Below are 17,412 nucleotides of genomic sequence, written 5' to 3'. Positions count from 1 at the left end.
AAAAAGTGAGACAAACAAATTGTCTCACAGTTAAAATTTGAATTTGGATGGCCGTTCTAAATTGATTGCCGGATTCGTCCATTTCGCGACAAAGTTAGTAGACAGCAGATAGACAATCAGGCCGGATAACAGAATCAGATAAATATATGTCCAAATCGTAATCGGATCTTGGAATGGATATAATTTATAACCTCTGATGATGCCGATAGCTAAGCCATGCAGTAAATAGACATACATCGTACGTTGCCCGATATACGTAAAGAAACGCTTCTTAGACGGCATCAAGTTTAAAAATGAAAACATTGTTAAACAAATGACCGCATAGAGCATCAAACGTTTAAGCGGACTGTATACATCCGGACCATCTAATGAACTATAAGGCGAACTGCCGAGCAGCCAATCTGAGTTAATCGGATGAATCGTATACACAACATAAAATGCGACCAATATCAGGATGGAAATAGGTACCCATTTTTTATTGCGCAGCAACATAGATTGATGTCGATTCATCAAATAGCCTATATAGAAAATAGGGAAGAAGACAATGGTTCTTGAATAACTCATGTATTCACCGATATCAGATGAAAAGCCGGCTAATAAAGAGACGAGTATTGCGATGAGCAATACGAAATAGGGCTTAAAGTTCTTCACGATGACTAAGATGACATGGAACATAAAGAGTGTCAGTAAGAACCAAAGCGCAAAGACCGGATCAAACGGATCCAATTTCAAGTTGCTGCTTTTGCCTGTTAAGTAATAATAAATCGAAAAGAATGTAAAGAACACAAAATATGGAATTAAGAGTTTTTTAGCAACTTTCTCTAAATGATCAGGTTTCCCGATATTTTTTGCAAAGTAGCCGCTGATAAACAGGAATGACGGCATGTGGAAACTATATATCAGCAAGTAAAGCGATCCCATATATTTATGATCTTCTACATAAGGATTTAAGAGATGTCCGAATACAACTAAATAAATTAGAAATGCACGGGCATTATCGAAATAATAATCTCTTTGGGATAGTGACTTATTCATATGTAAACTCCTTTTGAGATTTTGGATAATATTAACGTATTATACATGCATAGTTAAATGCAAGATAAACAACTTTTACAAGTTTTTGTTGTATATTTTGCTTGATAAACTTATAATATAACTATTAAAACAAGCGGGGTAAGACATCCATGTATAAACAACTTGAACAGCAAATAACACTTACACACAATGATTTAATCATTGTAAACAAACGTTTTGGCCAACGTGCGAATTTAACGACAGAACAAATTGAACTTTTACGAATTTTGAATGAGCACCACAGTTTATCCCAATTTGACTTAACGATGAAAATCGGAAAAGAACAATCCATAGTTTCCAGATGGATTAAAAAACTTGTCAGTTTAGGTTATGTGACGAGCATACAATCGCGTCATGACTTGCGATGCAAAGAACTCAGTGTGACACCTAAATCTGAAGAATTGATCAATCAAATCAATGCGGCACGTCAAGAATTATTAGAAGCAAGATGCGACCAGTTGTCTTCAAAAGATGTGAAACAGCTTTATGATTTGCTTGTGAAACTGAATAAGAAAAGCTTTTATATTTAAAAGTATCGCGGAATGTTTTTCAAATAATTGAAAGCGTTCCGCGATTTTTTATGTAAGAAGGACCTGCGGAGCAATATTGCTCAACAGGTCCTTTAAGTTTATACAGATTAAGCTTTGTAAATATCTACATCGAAATATTTACCAGTTTCTCCGATTTTATCGTACATTTGTTTCATTCTTGCCGCGTTATGGCTTGCCCAGTTAATATCTGTTGCATATTGATGTGTTGCAGGTGCTGCTGGGTTCCAGCGCATACGATAAAGTGTGTTTTGACCTCTGTCTAAATAATCACTTGTGATGAATTTAGCACCGCCGATGATTGCTTTTCCAACAGTGTCCCAACCGTAATGTGCTGCAGTTTTAAAGCCGCCGCGTACTGCGTCAGTATCAATTGCGCCGATACCGAACATGTTGTAATACTTTTTAGTACCGTTTGTAACGACTTTGTTCGCGTTATCAACATATCCGCCGTTTGCTAAAGCAGAAGTACCGTTGCCAGTTTCAAGAAGGGCATGTGAGATTAAATAAATTTCATTAATATCATATGTTTGTGCTGCTTGTGCAAATGCTGCACCTTGTCCTTCTAAAATACCTTTGCCTTTAAGCAATTTGTTTACACTGTCTACTGACATTTGTTGTGCTTTATCAAGACGTAAGAATTGGTATCTTTGTGTTGCGTCTTGTGAAATAGTTCTAGGATCCATCGCAGTTTTCACTTCGTCTTTAGAAGCGTCTACCCATTTGCCTGCTACATGTTGTACTTTAGGAGACCATGGCAAGTTCATTTGTTTTGCAACTGCTTGGTCTAATGTATTGCTTGAAGTTGTAGTTCTTGTTAATGTGTCGCGTACATCAGCTGATTTTACCCATACAGATTGACCGTTTGCTAGTGTACCATGGTACCAAGTAATACCGTTCACAAGTTGTTTTTCAAATACTGTGATGATGTTGCCGTATTGGTCTTTTAATGAACCTAATACTTTGCCGTTCGGCGTATTGTAATAGTAACCGCCTTTGCTTGTTACTATGTAGTCATGGTTGTATTTAACAGCAGGTTGCTGCTTAGTTGTTGTGTTAGCACGGTTTGCTGTAGTTGTTGTTTTAGGTGTTAAAGTTTTTTCAGCAACCCAGCCTGTTTTACCGTTAACTGTACCGTAAACGTAAGGAGTGTTGTTGACTACTGTACGTTTTGAAGCGTTGAATGTACCATTTTGTTTATTTAACGGATCGATTAATTGTTTTGATGTACCCCAAGGTGTTGTGTAAAGACCATTGTTTTTAGTGTTTACAGTATATTGTCTTGAAGTAGGGGCTGTTTTGCCTTGTTCTGCTACTTTAACATCTTTTGCATTCACCCAGCCAAGCGGTGTTGTTAAACCGATATTTTGCAATAAGTAGTATAAAGTACCATCTTGGTTGCGTTCACGTGTGATGTTGTAAGTGTAGCCTAAGAATTGTGCAGCTTTTGCACCTTTTTTATCATACACACTTGCACGTAAGCCATAGTTATCTGTTACATATTGACCTAATTTATTCACAACAACTGTTTTGTTTAATGGTGCTTTAGTTGCTGTTGCTGGTTTAGCAGCAGTTTTTGTTACAGCTGCTTTAGCTGTCGGTTGAACAGCTTTTGCTGTAGTTTTAGCTGCTGTTTTAACTGTATTGACTGCTTTAGACACAGTTGACGGTTTTTTAACTGTTGTAGCTGCTTTTACAGCTGGTTTTGCAGTTTTAACTGTTGTAGTCGGTGCTTTCGCAGTTGTTTTAGCAGTCGTTGTCGTTTTAGCCGGTGCTTTCGCAGTTGTTTTAGTTGTTGTTGATTTTGTTGGTGCTTTAGTTGTTGTAGTTTTTGATGGTGTTGCTGTGAATGCACCTTTTACATCTGTTTTCTTAGTAGTTACTGTTGTTTTTGGTGCTGTATAGCTGCCTAATTTTGAGCTTGCAACCCAACCAGATTTGCCGTTCACTGTACCATAAATGTATTGAGAAGGGCTGACTTCTGTTTGTTTAGAAGCTTTGAATGCTTGTGTGCCTGTACCAGATACTGTCGCAGCTACTTGGCGATCTGTACCCCAAGGTGTGCTGTATAATTTAGTACCTGATTGGATACCGTAAGTTTTAGTGTTAGTTGTAACTGGGTGGCCGACTTTATATGTTAAGTCGCCAGTTTGCACCCAACCATAGTTTGTACCTTTATTGTAATCCGTAATTAAGTAGAATGATTTTTCACCTAATAACGCTTTTTTAGTTAAACGGTAAGTTTGGTTATTTAAAGCTGAGTTTTGAACGCCTGCTTTATCATAAACTGTTTTGTAAATACCGTGATTTGTTGAAGATAAACGACCTAATGAATCTACTGGAATCACTCGTAATTGAGATGATGTGTTTGTAGTAGGGCGTGTTGTTGTATTTGTGCTTGGTTTCGTTGTTGTAGATGTATTTGTATTAGGTGCAGTCGCAGTTGTTGAACCCCAAGGTGCAACTAAACCTTGTTTGATTTGATATTTTTCATTAATCAAGTCATATAATGCATCATAGTTGTAACCGCGTGATTGTAAATAACCGTGCGGGTCAACGTGGTCTGTTCCGCCTAAGAAGTTAGAAACAGCTTTATGTGTCCAAACTGTACCTTGACCATCATATTCAGCACTATCTGGTTTTAAACCATAGTATTGCAAGTTTGTTGCTGCATAATCAGCAATGTTGTTCATTTGACGTGCAAATGAGTCGTAATCATGCGTATGCACTAATTCCATATGAATATAACGTTGGTTGGCAACAGGTCCTGCACCCCATGCAAGGTAATCTGTGTTTGCTGTTTCAACGATACGATTACCATCTACGAAACCATGAACAAAGGCATTTTGCCAGTTGTTTTTCATGTAAGCAACTTCGTTATTCAACGTTGAGTTTTCATTTGCAGTATCGTGAATTACAATACCTTCAGGTTTGCCGTATCTGTAACTATATTTCGGAATATTATATGAGAAATCTTGTTCATATGTCGGTACCGTATAGTTTTTGTTACGGATATAGTTATTAATTGAAGAGTTGACTCTTGGTTGATATTTAGGTAATGATGTAGCTGCTGCAGCATATGTTGTTGGTTGCACAGAACGTGTAGAAGTCGTTGTTGACGGTGCAACTGAACGTGCAGCATATGTTGTCGGCTGTACTGAACGCGCCGCATATGTTGTAGGTTGTGCTGTTGTTTCAGCTTTTTGCTGTGTTTGTGTATTAACTTGAGCAGTAGTATCTGCTTGCTGTGTTTGTTGAGCTTGTGTTGCATTTTGAGCTGCAGTATCAGCTTGTTGTGTTTGTTGAGCTTGTGCTTCATTTTGAGCAGCAGTTTCCGCTTGTTGTGTTTGCTGAGCTTGAGCTTCAGTTTGAGCAGTGTCTTCTTGTTGTGTTTGTTGGTTTGATTCAGCTTGTGTAGTGTCTGTTGTTGTGTTGTCAGACGTATTGTTTTGAGAATCAGTTGTAGTTTGAGCAGTTGCTCCATTACTTGTATCTGCTTGAGTAGACAATTGATCAAGTTTTGAATCGTAGTTCAAGTTGTTTTCTGTAGTTTTTGGTTGAACTTGTGCAGGGTCTTTGTATTCTTGTGTGCCTGCAATTTGGTTAGTTGTATTCTGAGTTGTTGTTGTACTTTTTGCAGTTTGGTTGTCAGTCGGTTGTTGATTCTGGTTCACATTGCTTGTTGTGTTCGTGCTATCTGCCGAGTCTGTATTGCTTTGCGCAAATGCTTGGTGCGTAGTAATAGCAGTACCTGCAATCGTTAATGCAATGATAGCTGGGGTTTTGTAATGAAACTTTTTAGACATAAAATGATACTCCTTTTAACAATATATTATATTTGAATATATTACAGTCTGTAGATAAACGTCTGGATCGGTATATCGAAAAGTTCCGAGATGTTTGATTCTTAACGTCAAGTAGTTGTATCTGTCGATGACGTTAGAAAATAGATGACTTGATGATGTTATTAACATAATTGTTATAATCAAAACGTGTTAGTAACAAGTATCCAGGCCATATCATTTCTACACACATAGCCACTAGCAGACTGAATGAATATGACACTATGTCAAACCTATGTAATATATCATTTTCATATATTATAGTACGACTTAAGACGTATAGAGAGGTTTTTAATCATTTTGTAATGAAACCTTAATCTGAAATGTACTTTGTTTCAAAAGTAAACTTCCACTAAAAATAGCATTAATATACTTTTCGTGTTGTAAATATAGTAAAAAACAAAGAAATTATAATGATTTCTTCATGACCACATGTTCAATATTTTCTTCTAAGAAGATATCACCTTCAGCTTGATAACCAAGCGCTTCATAGAAAGGTTGTGCTTGTACTTGTCCGTTTAAAACAGCTTGTGTAAAACCATCTTTTTTCACAGCGTCTTCAATAAATGTCATCAGGCTTTTGCCGATACCTTGATTGCGCAATGCTTTTATTACAGCAACACGTTCGATTTTTGCGGCGCCATCGACATTTCTGTAACGTGCTGTTGCGATTGCTTGATCATTTTCATCATAGCCGATGATGTGTGTTGAACTATCTTCATATTCATCGATCTCATTTTCTAAAGGAACATTTTGCTCGTCTACAAAAACTTCAGTTCTTACATGAAAGACATCGTTCATTTCTTTTTTGTTCTGTGCTAATTTAAACATAATCATCATCCTCATCTTTTTATTTTAAAGAGTTGTTCTTAGGGTACAAAAAAATCGCTGCAGATGCATGTATTTGCTCTGCAGCGATTGATTTTTTATTGTGCAAATTTACGTACGATTGCTGTATATTGCCAGAAGATACGCATTTGTGCAATGTTCCAGTTATTCATACCCATTGTGAAGCCTGAAGGTTTGAAGATGTTGACATCTGTGACTTCAAGTGCCGCCGCAATCAAGTATTGAATCGGTACACTGATTGATTTCATTGTTTCAGTAATTCCATTTTCATCGTAAACCCAAGAGAAGGGCAGTTCAGATTGGAATACGTCGACACGATCAAAAATTTCTGGTAATGCGACGATATAACAAGCTCCGTCTATAAATGGGTTTTCTAAGCTGTCTTTGTAATAAAGCAATAGCGCTTCGTAATTTTCTCTATGAGCATGATTGACATAGAAAAATTCATTTCTGAAATGCGCCATATCTTTACTGTGAATGATTTGCTGTTCTAATATCCCAAACATTCCATTAATATTGTTTAATTTTTCATAGGTCTTGCGTGGCATATTCTATCGCTCTCCCTTTCTAATAATATCCTTGATCTGAAGGAGCTTGCTGCTGAGACGGATCCATATTCATGTTAGGATCTTGCTGGTTTCCGGCATTAGGGTCTTGGTTAAACCCAGCATTTGGATCTTGCTGATTATTCCATTGTTCATTACCCGAATTATTGTTTTGTTCTGTATTATCTGATTGTGTTTCGTCTTCAGATTGATCCTCATCTGTTGTATCTTTTTGGTTTTTACGCAACAGACTGTCATCAATAGGTGTTAACGGCATCAGTTCTCCATAGGCTTTGATGACACGTGAATTTAAGAATTCTTTGTTGCTTTTAATCTTAGATAATCCTAAGTCCGAACGAAGCAGATTTGAATATTTTTTGATACTCTTCATATCCGGATTGTAATAGTAAATACCATTCAGTAATTCATTTTTACCTTCAAGCTGTTCAGTTTTAATTTCTAAATCAGCAGGGAGGTATGTTGTAAGCAGTTTTTGAATATCATCGTTTGATAAATCATGCTTTGAATTCTTGCCGACGATTTTGATCAAGCTGTCTAATTTATTCACTGAATCTAATCTTTGTGCTTTTGTGGCAAGTGCTTTGATAAGATCCATTTGACGCTGACCGCGTTTTAGATCTGAATCATGGTATCTTGTTCTGGCAACTGCAAGTGCTTGGTCACCATTTAATTTATGATAACCTTTCTTCACTTTAATACGTCCATCGTCATTAGTGTTCGGTTCGTTTAAATCATAAGGAACATCATAATAAATGCCGCCTAATTCATCAACAGCTTCAACGAAAGCATCCATATCGATACGTACATAATAATCGACAGGTACATTTAATGTAGCTTCCACTGTATCCATAGCAGCAGTAGGACCGCCGAAGGCATGGGCATGTGTGATTTTGTCGTAATAGCCTACTTTTGGAATGTAACTTAATGTATCACGCGGAATACTTAACATTCTGACTTGGCTTTTATCTGGGTTGAAAGTTGAAAGAATCATAGCATCAGTACGTGATTTCTCTGTTGATTGCCCGCCTTCACGTCTTCCTTTATTATCATCTATCCCTAAGAAAAGTACAGAAATCGGCTCTTTAGAAGGATTGACCTTGCCTTGTCTTAAATTTGAAACTCTGTTTGAGTTGTCACTGAAAGATGAATCGATTGCACTTCGAGAAGTTTTATATAACATCACTGCAAATATAATAGGAATAACGACCAAAACGAGCGAAAGAAGAATTAAAAAATATTTAAAAATTTTGTTCATTACTCTTGCTCCCGGTTTCAATTTTATAAATCAGCAATCATCTAAGAGAAGTTTCTAAAGAGGAACGTTTGGATTGCTGCTGAATTTGCTCATTATAACCATATATTTTAATACTTTTATGGCTAAATTACAAACTTAGTATCCCACCTATTATTTCATACTTAAAGGCATTACTAAAGAAAATTCAGCATTGAATTTCAATGTTTACATTAGCTTTACAAAAACGAAATATGCTCAAAATAAAATAGGTTTTAAAATATGATGAGATTTGCATCTGTTTTCAGGGAGTATCAACTTTTACATATGTTGTGATTGAAGTGCTTTTGTATCAAACGACACAAAAGCGTAGCAACTTCATGATTTTCATGAATATGAAATGTATTTCTGAAAAACATCAGTTATAATAAGGTTGTTAAAAATAAATACTCTAATCCATAGTTTAAACATAAGAGAGAGGTACAGAGAGGAGATTAAGTATGAAATTGAATTGGGAGAACAAGATAGAAGAAAGTTTAGTTTCTGAGTTTTATAATACACAATCTGAAAGTTCGAAAGCAGAAGGTTTTGAAGATACTTTAGCTTTTGGGACTGCAGGAATCAGAGGATTGATTGGTTTAGGGCCTGGACGTTTAAATGCGTTTACTGTACGCAAAGTCGCAGTAGGGCTAGCCAAATACTTAAATGATCATAAACCTGAATCATTAGTAGTGATTCATTTTGATACACGCTTTTTATCGCAAGAATTTGCTCATGAAATTGCGGCTATGCTTGCACAATACGGTGTTAAAGCAGTTGTTGGCAAACGTTATAACTCTACCCCTGAGTTATCATTTGCGGTACGCCATTTAAATGCAGATGCAGGCGTTATGATTACAGCAAGCCATAATCCTAAAGAATACAACGGCATTAAAATTTACGGTGCAGACGGCGGACAATTACTGCCGAAACCATCTGAAATGCTCAGCAGTTATATTAATCAAATCGAGGATCCGCTGGATTTAGCAGGCGGTGATTTTGAAGATGGCTTGAATCAAGGCTTGATTTCATATTTATCTGATGAAGTAACACAAGCTTATAAAGCTGAAGTCAAAGCATTGGTCGGTGCAATCGATCAGCAAACAGATAAAATTGCGTTAACAAGTCTGCACGGTACAAGCTTGCCGATTTTATCTGAGATTCTTGAAGATTTGAATTACAGCAATTATGTAATTGAAAAGGAACAATCTCAACCAGACGGCAGCTTCCCGACAGTCGCATATGCGAACCCTGAAGAAGAACAAGCATTTACTTATAGTTTGCGTTTAGCTGAAAAAGAAGATGCGCAATTAATTCTTGCGACTGACCCTGACGCTGATCGCTTCGGTATGATTGAGCGCTACGGCAAGGATGATTACCGCTATTTCAACGGTAATGAAATCGGCTTGATTTTATTGAAATTACGCTATGAACAACTAAAAGCAGAGCGTAACGAGCAGCCTTTATTTATGGTTAAATCAATTGTCAGCAGTGCTGCAAGCGATCGTTTAGGCAAAGCACTCGGGTTGCAAGTGAATACGGTATTAACAGGATTTAAGTTCATTTCAGAAATCTTGCAGAATAAACAAGATACAAATGAACAATTAGTGTTAGGCTATGAAGAAAGCCATGGTTATTTAGCGGTGCCATTCTCTAGAGATAAAGATGCGATTCAAATGATTCCGCTTGTAGTGAAGTATAAAAATGAACTTTCAAGCCAAGGCAAAACTTTCAAAGATGTATTGCAAGAAGTATATGAAATCACTGGAACATTTAAAGATGAAACAATTTCACCTAAATTTGAAGGGGCTGCAGGCAGACAAAAAATTAATGACTTGTTAGAAAGTTTCCGCAAGCAGCAGCCAAAAACACTTGTTGGTTTAGAGGTTAAACAAATTGAAGACTATCAAACTAAAACAATTGTAGATTTAGCAACACAACAGCAAACAGAAACGACTTTACCTGAAAGCAATTTAATCCGCTTTATCTTTGATGAAGGATTTATTGCCTTAAGACCTTCAGGTACTGAACCTAAAATCAAAGTCTACTTCTCTCTGAATGTAGAAGATTTAGACAAAGTCGTAGCACAATTCGAACAAGAATATTTAGCTTAAGTACCATTCAAATAAACTATCAAGAAAGAACCCACGATAAAAGAGGAAAATAATGAAAAACAAAGCAAAACATAGCATTGTGTTTATAATTGCAGTGGCGATATTAGCGGCAGGATTTTCATACTTTTTGAATTGGCGTTACCAAAACAGGTACAGCATGAAGCAGCCGACCGTTGCGGCGGAAAATAAGTCTTCACATGGCTATCAAAAAGTAATGGACTCTAACGCTGCGTATCAAAACGTAGATCGTTATTTAAAGCAGCAGCATTTCAACGGGAACATCACCATCTATCACAAAGGAAAGTTGGTGATGGACCAATCTTACGGTTATCAAGATTTTGAAGCTATGAAGCCGACGTCACCGAATTCAATGTATCTCATTGGTTCAGCACAAAAATTTACAACAGGTTTGATGCTGAAAAAATTAGAAGTTGAAGGGAAAGTCAATATCAATGATCCGATTGATAAGTACTTGCCTTGGTTTAAAACAAGCAAACCTTTGATTTTAAAAGATATTATGCTGCATCGAAGCGGATTGAAGAAATTCAACGGCAGTCCGACTGCACATAGTATTGAAGATGTTGCCAAAGAGTTGCAGCAGGCTGATATTCAACCAGGTATGTATAAAAAACATTTATATAGCGATGGCAACTACATCGTATTGGCCGCTGTCATTCAAAGTATCACGAAAGAACCTTTCGCAAAGTATTTCAACGAAACATTAAGAAAACCTTATGACTTAAGAAGAACTGCTTTTTATAATGAGAAGAATTATGAGTCTGATATGGCGAAGGGCTATAATGTGAAGAGAGAATTACAGCAAATGAAGTTTCTTGACCAGTATTATGGTGCAGGTAATTTATTTATGTCGTCAAGAGATATGGCAAAGTTAGTTGTGAATCTGCAAGAGAACAAAATATTCTCACCTGCCATCACACAGAAAATGCTGGAAGAAGTTAAAACTAATGACTATCCAAGTACGTATCGGTACGGCTTTTATAGTTATGGTGCAGGTAATCGTATCAATGGTATGTTTTATGGACATCAAATGACAAGTTACTTTAACAAAGAATATGTTGTAGTGATGGGCACCAATTATCAATATCCGAGATACGTCAATGAAAAATTATTGACTGAAATCTTTACTAAAGATTTGCATCAACCTAATCCAACTAAACTATTAGATAAAAAGCCATCTATCTAAAATGGTTGCGTACGTACTCACACCTTTAGAAAATACATCATCAGAAGAGGAAAGTAATGAATAGAAAAATTTTAAAAATCATGATATTTGTAATCGCAGTTGCACTTATAGCTGTTGTGATTTCATATTATTTAAATTGGAAACATCATAGGCACTTTGGTGCACTGCAGCATGATGCGCCGGCTGCAGTTAAAAAAGCAAAAATTCCTGAAGATTATAAGCCGGTGACTAAAGATCCCACGCTGCAATACGAACAGCTTGATAAATATTTGAAGGAAGTTAAGTTTAATGGAGATATTGCAGTCTTTCATAGAGGAGAATTAGTGTTTGATAGGGGATACGGCTATCAAGATTTTATTAACGATAAAAAGTCTAATCCGAATTCCATGTATTTAATCGGATCTGCACAAAAATTCATGACAGGTATGATGCTCAAACAGCTTGAATTAGACGGTAAAATCAATATGGATGATCCGGTAACCAAATATCTGCCTTGGTTTGAAACAGGGAAACCTTTAGTGCTGCGTGACTTTATGCTGCATCAAAGCGGTATTCAAAAGTTTCATCCTAAGGCAAGTGTCCATAGTATTGATGGGGCTGTGCATATGCTGCAAGAACAAGGATTGCAGCCGAATATGTTCAGAGTACATCAATATAATGATGCGAATTATATTGTATTGGCGCGTGTCATCGAAGCTGTTGTAAACAAGCCGTATGCGGAATATTTTAATGAGAAATTTGTGACACCGTATCATTTAGATCGAACAGCTTTTTATAATAATAATTCTTTCAAACCATATATGGCGAAGGGGTATGATGACTTTAAAATACTTGATCCGCCTTCTTATCTGGACCAATATTACGGTGCAGGTAATTTATACATGGCACCGCGAGATATGGGTAAACTTGTAGCTGCGTTGCAGGAAAATAAAATTTTTCCTAAATCAGTGACTGATCATTTACTGTATGAAGTTTTAACGAAAGATTTTCCGCATGCTTATCGTTATGGGTTTTATAGTTATGGCGGAAGCGGCAGAACGAATGGTATAATCTACAGCCAGCAGTTTACCTGCTATTTTAATAAAGAGTATATTTTAGTAATGGGTACCAATTACCAAAAACCAGTGGGTCAAAATGAAGTTTATATGAGAGAAGTATTCATGCATTATTTGAATCAGCCTGACCCTACTGCTTTTAGAAAAACAATACAATAACAAAATATAAATTTTCGACTGTCTCACAAAATTGTGTTCAATGATGTGAGACAGTTTTTTGCATTTTTTCAAATAATAAGTGAAAATATCATTTGCAATTGTATATCGACACTTATTAATGGGTATCAAAATAATTCCTTTACAAAAGGGTAAAAGAAAATAAGGAGGAATCAATATGCAGAAAAAAATGGTTTCATTATTAGTAGCATCAGGTTTAGTACTTGCGGCTTGCGGCCAAGGCGGCTCAAGCGACGAAAATAAAAATGATCAAGAACAAAAAGCGAATACTGACCAAAAACAATCAGGTGATACTTCTAGTACATCTGAAACAGGTAAAAACAGCAATACAGTTAAGTTAGAAGATATTAAAATCAAGCCTGAAGAAGCAATCAAAACTGCTAAGAAAGAATATGACGGCGAGTTAAAAGAAATCTCATTTGAAAAAGAACAGGGCAAATGGGCTTATAAAATCGACTTGCAAAAACAAGGTGAAGAAGCTGAAGTTATAGTCGACAGCAAAAACAACAAAGTCATCAATAAATCAACTGAAAAAGAAGATGACTATGATAAAAACAAATCATTCGAATATAAAGACTACAAGTCTTATGAAGAAATCATCAAAAAAGCCCAAGATCAATTTAACGGCGACATTCACGAATGGTCACTATCTAAAGATGATGATGAAGGCAAATTCGTTTATGATGTAGACTTACAAAAAGGAAATGAAAAACAAGAATTCAGTTTTGATGCAAAAACAGCTAAAATTTTAAAACAAGAAAAAGATGACTAATCTTTTTTGTATGGTGGCTGCCTAGATAACTAGGCAGTCTTTTTTTGCGTTGATGAAAGGGAATACATTTAATTTATTAAAGCGCTGCCAATTTTATGATGATTATGTGTCTTATTTGTCATAAATCACTTGAAACCACTATATTTTTTAAAATTAGAATTGACTAGAACGAGTAAAAAAGCTACATTATTATTGTGAACAAAAACGAACAATAACGAACGTTCGTGCTGCGATGATTAAAAGAGTGTTTGATTGTTTCGGTGGCGTTGATATTTATTAACTTACTTTTTATTACATCTTAAGGGGGAAACACCATGAGCAATAAAGAAGAAAACATGATGATTGGCTTCACAATCGTTGCGATTGCAGGTGATGCACGTAGAGAAGTTATGGCGGCTTTAGCTGCTGCAAAAGAAAATAACTTCGATCAAGCACGTCAACATATTGTTGAAGCCAACAACTTTATTACTGAAGCACACAAAGAACAAACACAAAATGTTAGCGAAAGAAGCAGCAGGAGAAGCATCTGATATTAGTTTTATCATGGTACACGGTCAAGACCATTTAATGACTACAATGGCGCTTAGAGACGCAGCAAACTACATGATTGACTTATATGAACAACTCCGTGACTTACAACACTAATAAGCAGGTGACAGCATGAATAGAATTATCAAAATGATTGAAAAAATGAAACCTTTCTTCGAAAAGATTGCATCTAACCCGTACTTATCTGCAATCCGTGATGGTTTCGTAGCTTTAATGCCAGTCGTTTTATTCTCATCTCTATTTATCTTGGTAGCTTATGTACCAAACGTATGGGGATTCCACTGGCCAAAACACATTGAAGACATCATCATGAAAGTTTATAACTTCACGATGGGTATGTTAGCCGTCTTTATGGCGGGTACTGTAACTAAATCACTTACCGACAATAGAAACTTGAAATTACCTAAAACGAACCAAATCAACGTAATTTCAACATTCGTAGCAGCTGAAGCTTCATTATTAATTTTAGCTGTTAAACCAATCAAAGATGGTATCAGCATCGATTTATTAGGGACTAAAGGATTAATCGCAGCATTCTTAGTCGCATTTATCGCACCTAATATCTATAAATTCAGTATTGGTAGAAATATTACAATCAAAATGCCTCCGCAAGTTCCAGGTAACATTGCGCAAGCATTTAAAGACATGATTCCTTTTGCATTATCAGTAACATTCTTCTGGATCGTGGACATTGTAGTACGTGCCTTAACTAAAGGTAACACTGCAGAATTGGTAACTAACTTGTTATCTCCATTATTCAGAGCAGCCAATGGTTTTATCGGATTTGCGATTATCTTTGGATTTATGGCGTTCTTCTGGTTTATCGGGGTACATGGTCCTTCTGTAGTAGGTCCTGCAGTTATCGCGATTATGTACAACAACCAAGTAGAAAACTTACGTTTATTCAGAGCAGGCGAACATGCGCATTATGCATTGACACAATCTACTCAAGATTTCGTAGCATTGATCGGTGGTACTGGTGCAACACTATTAGTGCCATACATCTTTATATTCCTATGTAAATCGCCAGAGTTGAAAGCGGTGGGTAAAGCTTCGGTTATCCCGACTACATTCGCCGTTAACGAACCATTATTATTCGGTGCACCAATCATCTTGAACCCAGTGTTCATGGTTCCATTCATTATTACACCTATTTTAAACTCTTGGATTTTATAATTCTTTGTAGATAATCTTGGAATGAACGGATTTATGCACTTCTTACCATGGCCTACACCAGGTCCAATCGGTATCTATATGGCATCTAACTTCTCTGTATTGTCATTATTATTAATCGCGATTGTATTAGTATTAGACTTTACAATCTGGTTCCCATTCATCAAAGCATACGATAAATTAAAACTTGACGAAGAACATGAAATTGAATTGCAAAAAGCTGCAGCAGCAACTGCAGGCGGCGGTACTGCAACAGCAGCTTCAGTTGAACCTGTAGTGAGCGCAGAAGATTTCAAAACACGTGATCATACAAACGTTTTAGTTGTATGTGCCGGCGGCGGAACAAGCGGTATCTTAGCAAACAGCTTGAACAAATATGCGAAAGATAACGACATTCCTTTAGAAGCTACAGCACGTGCTTATGGTCAAGATATGGACTTAATTAAAGATATGGATATCGTCATCTTAGCTCCTCAAATGGATGCGATGAAAGATGAAATGAGAAAATATACTGATCAATACGGTGCAGTATTAGTACCGACAACAGGTAAACAATACATTGGCTTGACTCGAGACGGAGAAGGCGCAATGAAATTGATTTTCGAAAAAATCAATGAAAACAATGAAGAAAGCAAAAACTAAGCAACTTAGTTAATCCACACATCTCAGCCCCTTGTTGCATCACACACGACATCTTTGAATTTTCATAAGCGGCAAGGGGCTCCATTTGTGTGTGATGTAATTAGTAATATTGAAGATATTAATTAACTAAAAAGGAGACAGTTTAATGAGTAAATTACCTAAAGACTTTGTATTAGGTGCCGCAACTGCAGCATATCAAGTTGAAGGTTCAAGTACTGTGGACGGTAAAGGCCGTGTATTATGGGATGGATTTTTAGAAAAACAAGGTCGTTTTTCACCAGACCCAGCTAGCGACTTTTACAATCGTTATGAAGAAGATATCAAATTAGCATCAGAATACGGTATTAAAGCCATTCGTATTTCAATTGCATGGTCACGTATCATCCCTGATGGCACAGGTGAAGTAAATCAAAAAGGTTTAGACTATTATCGCAAAGTGTTTGAAACTTGCCGTAAATACGACATCGAACCGTTTGTTACACTTCATCACTTTGATACTCCAGAAACACTATTTGAAAAAGGTGACTGGTTAAACAAAGATCAAATTAATGCATTTGAACGCTATGCAGAGCTTGTATTCGATGAATACAACGATGTCGTAAAATATTGGATTACTATCAATGAACCAATCGCGTATGTTCAAGGCCAATATATTACAGGTGCTTTCCCTCCTGGTGAACAATACAACACTTTAAAATGTTTACAAGCACAACACAACCAAATCGCTGCACATAGCCGTATCGTGAACTTATTCAAATCAAAAGGCTATGAAGGTGAAATCGGTTTAGTACATGCATTAACTCAATTTTACAGCATCGATGATCAACCATTAAATCAAATCGCTGCTTACAAACATGATATCTTTATGAATGGTTTCATGTTAGATGGTACTTTCTTAGGATACTACACACCAGCTAAATTAACTGTAGTGAAAGAAATCTTAGGAGAAGAATTTGATAAATTAGACATTCGCAAAGAAGAATTAGAAGATATCAAAAAAGCAGCACCGCAACTTGATTTCTTAGGTATTAACTACTATCAAAGCAACTGGATCAAATACCATAACGAAGAAAGCTATATTCATCATAATGGTACAGGTGATAAAGGTACTTCAGTCTTCCGTGTTAAAGGTATCGGCGAAGTAGTTAAAAACGAAGCGATTCCTACAAATGACTGGGATTGGTACATTTATCCTGAAGGCTTGTACGACATGATGGAACGTGTTAAAAACGACTATCCGAACTACAAAAAAATCTACGTTACAGAAAACGGCTTAGGCTATAAAGATGTACTTGAAGACAATGGCGAAGTACATGATGACGAAAGTATTGATTATGTAAGACAACATATCGAAGCAATCGAACGTGCTTATGCGGACGGCATTAACGTAAAAGGTTACTTCATCTGGTCATTACAAGATATGTTCAGCTGGTCAAACGGATACAATAAACGTTATGGTTTATTCTATATCGATTTCGAAACGCAAAAACGTTATGTTAAAGACAGTGCGAAATGGTATAAACAATTATCTGAAGATATTTATGGTAAGTAATGGAAAGTAAGAAACACCTCGGAAT

The 17,412-nt window shown here is 36.3% G+C and carries 11 protein-coding genes and 2 pseudogenes; 8 read left to right on the top strand and 5 right to left on the bottom strand.

What is annotated here, in order from left to right; all coding sequences use genetic code 11:
• Positions 1-30: 30 nt before the first annotated feature.
• On the bottom strand, positions 31-1,035 hold the full coding sequence (locus MUA90_RS09925; protein ID WP_262586640.1) for an acyltransferase family protein: 1,005 nt from the start codon (positions 1,033-1,035) through the stop codon (positions 31-33).
• A 149-nt stretch (positions 1,036-1,184) separates the two neighbouring features.
• Here MUA90_RS09925 and MUA90_RS09920 point away from each other — a divergent pair, with 149 nt between their 5' ends.
• Positions 1,185-1,604 (top strand): MarR family transcriptional regulator, encoded by a 420-nt coding sequence (locus MUA90_RS09920; RefSeq protein WP_105993748.1) that lies wholly within the window; start codon positions 1,185-1,187, stop codon positions 1,602-1,604.
• Positions 1,605-1,711: 107 nt separating this feature from the next.
• Here the strand turns inward: MUA90_RS09920 and MUA90_RS09915 are convergent, their stop codons facing one another.
• The 4 genes from MUA90_RS09915 to MUA90_RS09900 all read right to left on the bottom strand — a co-directional run bounded on the left by MUA90_RS09915 (position 1,712) and on the right by MUA90_RS09900 (position 8,134).
• Positions 1,712-5,428 carry a glucosaminidase domain-containing protein gene (locus tag MUA90_RS09915; protein ID WP_262586638.1) on the bottom strand — a complete coding sequence of 1,239 codons (3,717 nt, stop codon included), beginning with the start codon at positions 5,426-5,428 and terminating at the stop codon, positions 1,712-1,714.
• Positions 5,429-5,872: 444 nt separating this feature from the next.
• Positions 5,873-6,295 carry a GNAT family N-acetyltransferase gene (locus MUA90_RS09910; RefSeq protein ID WP_262586636.1) on the bottom strand — a complete coding sequence of 141 codons (423 nt, stop codon included), beginning with the start codon at positions 6,293-6,295 and terminating at the stop codon, positions 5,873-5,875.
• Between the two features lie 95 nt (positions 6,296-6,390).
• Positions 6,391-6,861: a DUF2538 family protein gene (locus MUA90_RS09905; RefSeq protein WP_105993751.1), complete on the bottom strand. Its 471-nt coding sequence runs from the start codon at positions 6,859-6,861 to the stop codon at positions 6,391-6,393.
• Positions 6,862-6,880: 19 nt separating this feature from the next.
• On the bottom strand, positions 6,881-8,134 hold the full coding sequence (locus MUA90_RS09900) for an LCP family protein (protein ID WP_262586634.1): 1,254 nt from the start codon (positions 8,132-8,134) through the stop codon (positions 6,881-6,883).
• 476 nt (positions 8,135-8,610) lie between these two features.
• Here MUA90_RS09900 and MUA90_RS09895 point away from each other — a divergent pair, with 476 nt between their 5' ends.
• From MUA90_RS09895 to lacG, 7 genes and pseudogenes are all read left to right on the top strand, one after another.
• Positions 8,611-10,263, top strand: coding sequence for a phospho-sugar mutase (locus MUA90_RS09895; RefSeq protein WP_262586633.1), 1,653 nt, complete (start codon positions 8,611-8,613; stop codon positions 10,261-10,263).
• A 52-nt stretch (positions 10,264-10,315) separates the two neighbouring features.
• Positions 10,316-11,467, top strand: coding sequence for a serine hydrolase domain-containing protein (locus tag MUA90_RS09890; protein WP_262586632.1), 1,152 nt, complete (start codon positions 10,316-10,318; stop codon positions 11,465-11,467).
• Between the two features lie 56 nt (positions 11,468-11,523).
• Positions 11,524-12,681 carry a serine hydrolase domain-containing protein gene (locus tag MUA90_RS09885; protein WP_262586631.1) on the top strand — a complete coding sequence of 386 codons (1,158 nt, stop codon included), beginning with the start codon at positions 11,524-11,526 and terminating at the stop codon, positions 12,679-12,681.
• Positions 12,682-12,856: 175 nt separating this feature from the next.
• Positions 12,857-13,471: a PepSY domain-containing protein gene (locus tag MUA90_RS09880; RefSeq protein WP_114603676.1), complete on the top strand. Its 615-nt coding sequence runs from the start codon at positions 12,857-12,859 to the stop codon at positions 13,469-13,471.
• A gap of 314 nt (positions 13,472-13,785) precedes the next feature.
• Positions 13,786-14,116 (top strand): annotated as a pseudogene (locus MUA90_RS09875) (PTS lactose/cellobiose transporter subunit IIA).
• Positions 14,117-14,131: 15 nt separating this feature from the next.
• Positions 14,132-15,835: pseudogene (locus MUA90_RS09870) on the top strand (PTS lactose transporter subunit IIBC).
• 145 nt (positions 15,836-15,980) lie between these two features.
• Complete coding sequence (gene lacG / locus MUA90_RS09865) at positions 15,981-17,387, top strand: 6-phospho-beta-galactosidase (RefSeq protein WP_262586629.1); 1,407 nt, start codon at positions 15,981-15,983, stop codon at positions 17,385-17,387.
• The last annotated feature ends 25 nt before the right edge of the window (positions 17,388-17,412 follow it).

This window comes from Staphylococcus sp. IVB6181, assembly GCF_025561445.1.
GTDB lineage: Bacteria > Bacillota > Bacilli > Staphylococcales > Staphylococcaceae > Staphylococcus > Staphylococcus simulans_B.
The sequence above is the reverse complement of the archived record's forward strand: the minus strand, read 5'-3'. Positions and strand labels throughout refer to the sequence as shown.

Excerpts from the sequence above, each read along its gene's own strand:
- MUA90_RS09925 (WP_262586640.1), bottom strand. The coding sequence starts at position 1,035 with ATGAATAAGTCACTATCCCAAAGAGATTATTATTTCGATAATGCCCGT.
- MUA90_RS09920 (WP_105993748.1), top strand. The coding sequence starts at position 1,185 with ATGTATAAACAACTTGAACAGCAAATAACACTTACACACAATGATTTA.
- MUA90_RS09915 (WP_262586638.1), bottom strand. The coding sequence starts at position 5,428 with ATGTCTAAAAAGTTTCATTACAAAACCCCAGCTATCATTGCATTAACG.
- MUA90_RS09910 (WP_262586636.1), bottom strand. The coding sequence starts at position 6,295 with ATGTTTAAATTAGCACAGAACAAAAAAGAAATGAACGATGTCTTTCAT.
- MUA90_RS09905 (WP_105993751.1), bottom strand. The coding sequence starts at position 6,861 with ATGCCACGCAAGACCTATGAAAAATTAAACAATATTAATGGAATGTTT.
- MUA90_RS09900 (WP_262586634.1), bottom strand. The coding sequence starts at position 8,134 with ATGAACAAAATTTTTAAATATTTTTTAATTCTTCTTTCGCTCGTTTTG.
- MUA90_RS09895 (WP_262586633.1), top strand. The coding sequence starts at position 8,611 with ATGAAATTGAATTGGGAGAACAAGATAGAAGAAAGTTTAGTTTCTGAG.
- MUA90_RS09890 (WP_262586632.1), top strand. The coding sequence starts at position 10,316 with ATGAAAAACAAAGCAAAACATAGCATTGTGTTTATAATTGCAGTGGCG.
- MUA90_RS09885 (WP_262586631.1), top strand. The coding sequence starts at position 11,524 with ATGAATAGAAAAATTTTAAAAATCATGATATTTGTAATCGCAGTTGCA.
- MUA90_RS09880 (WP_114603676.1), top strand. The coding sequence starts at position 12,857 with ATGCAGAAAAAAATGGTTTCATTATTAGTAGCATCAGGTTTAGTACTT.
- lacG (WP_262586629.1), top strand. The coding sequence starts at position 15,981 with ATGAGTAAATTACCTAAAGACTTTGTATTAGGTGCCGCAACTGCAGCA.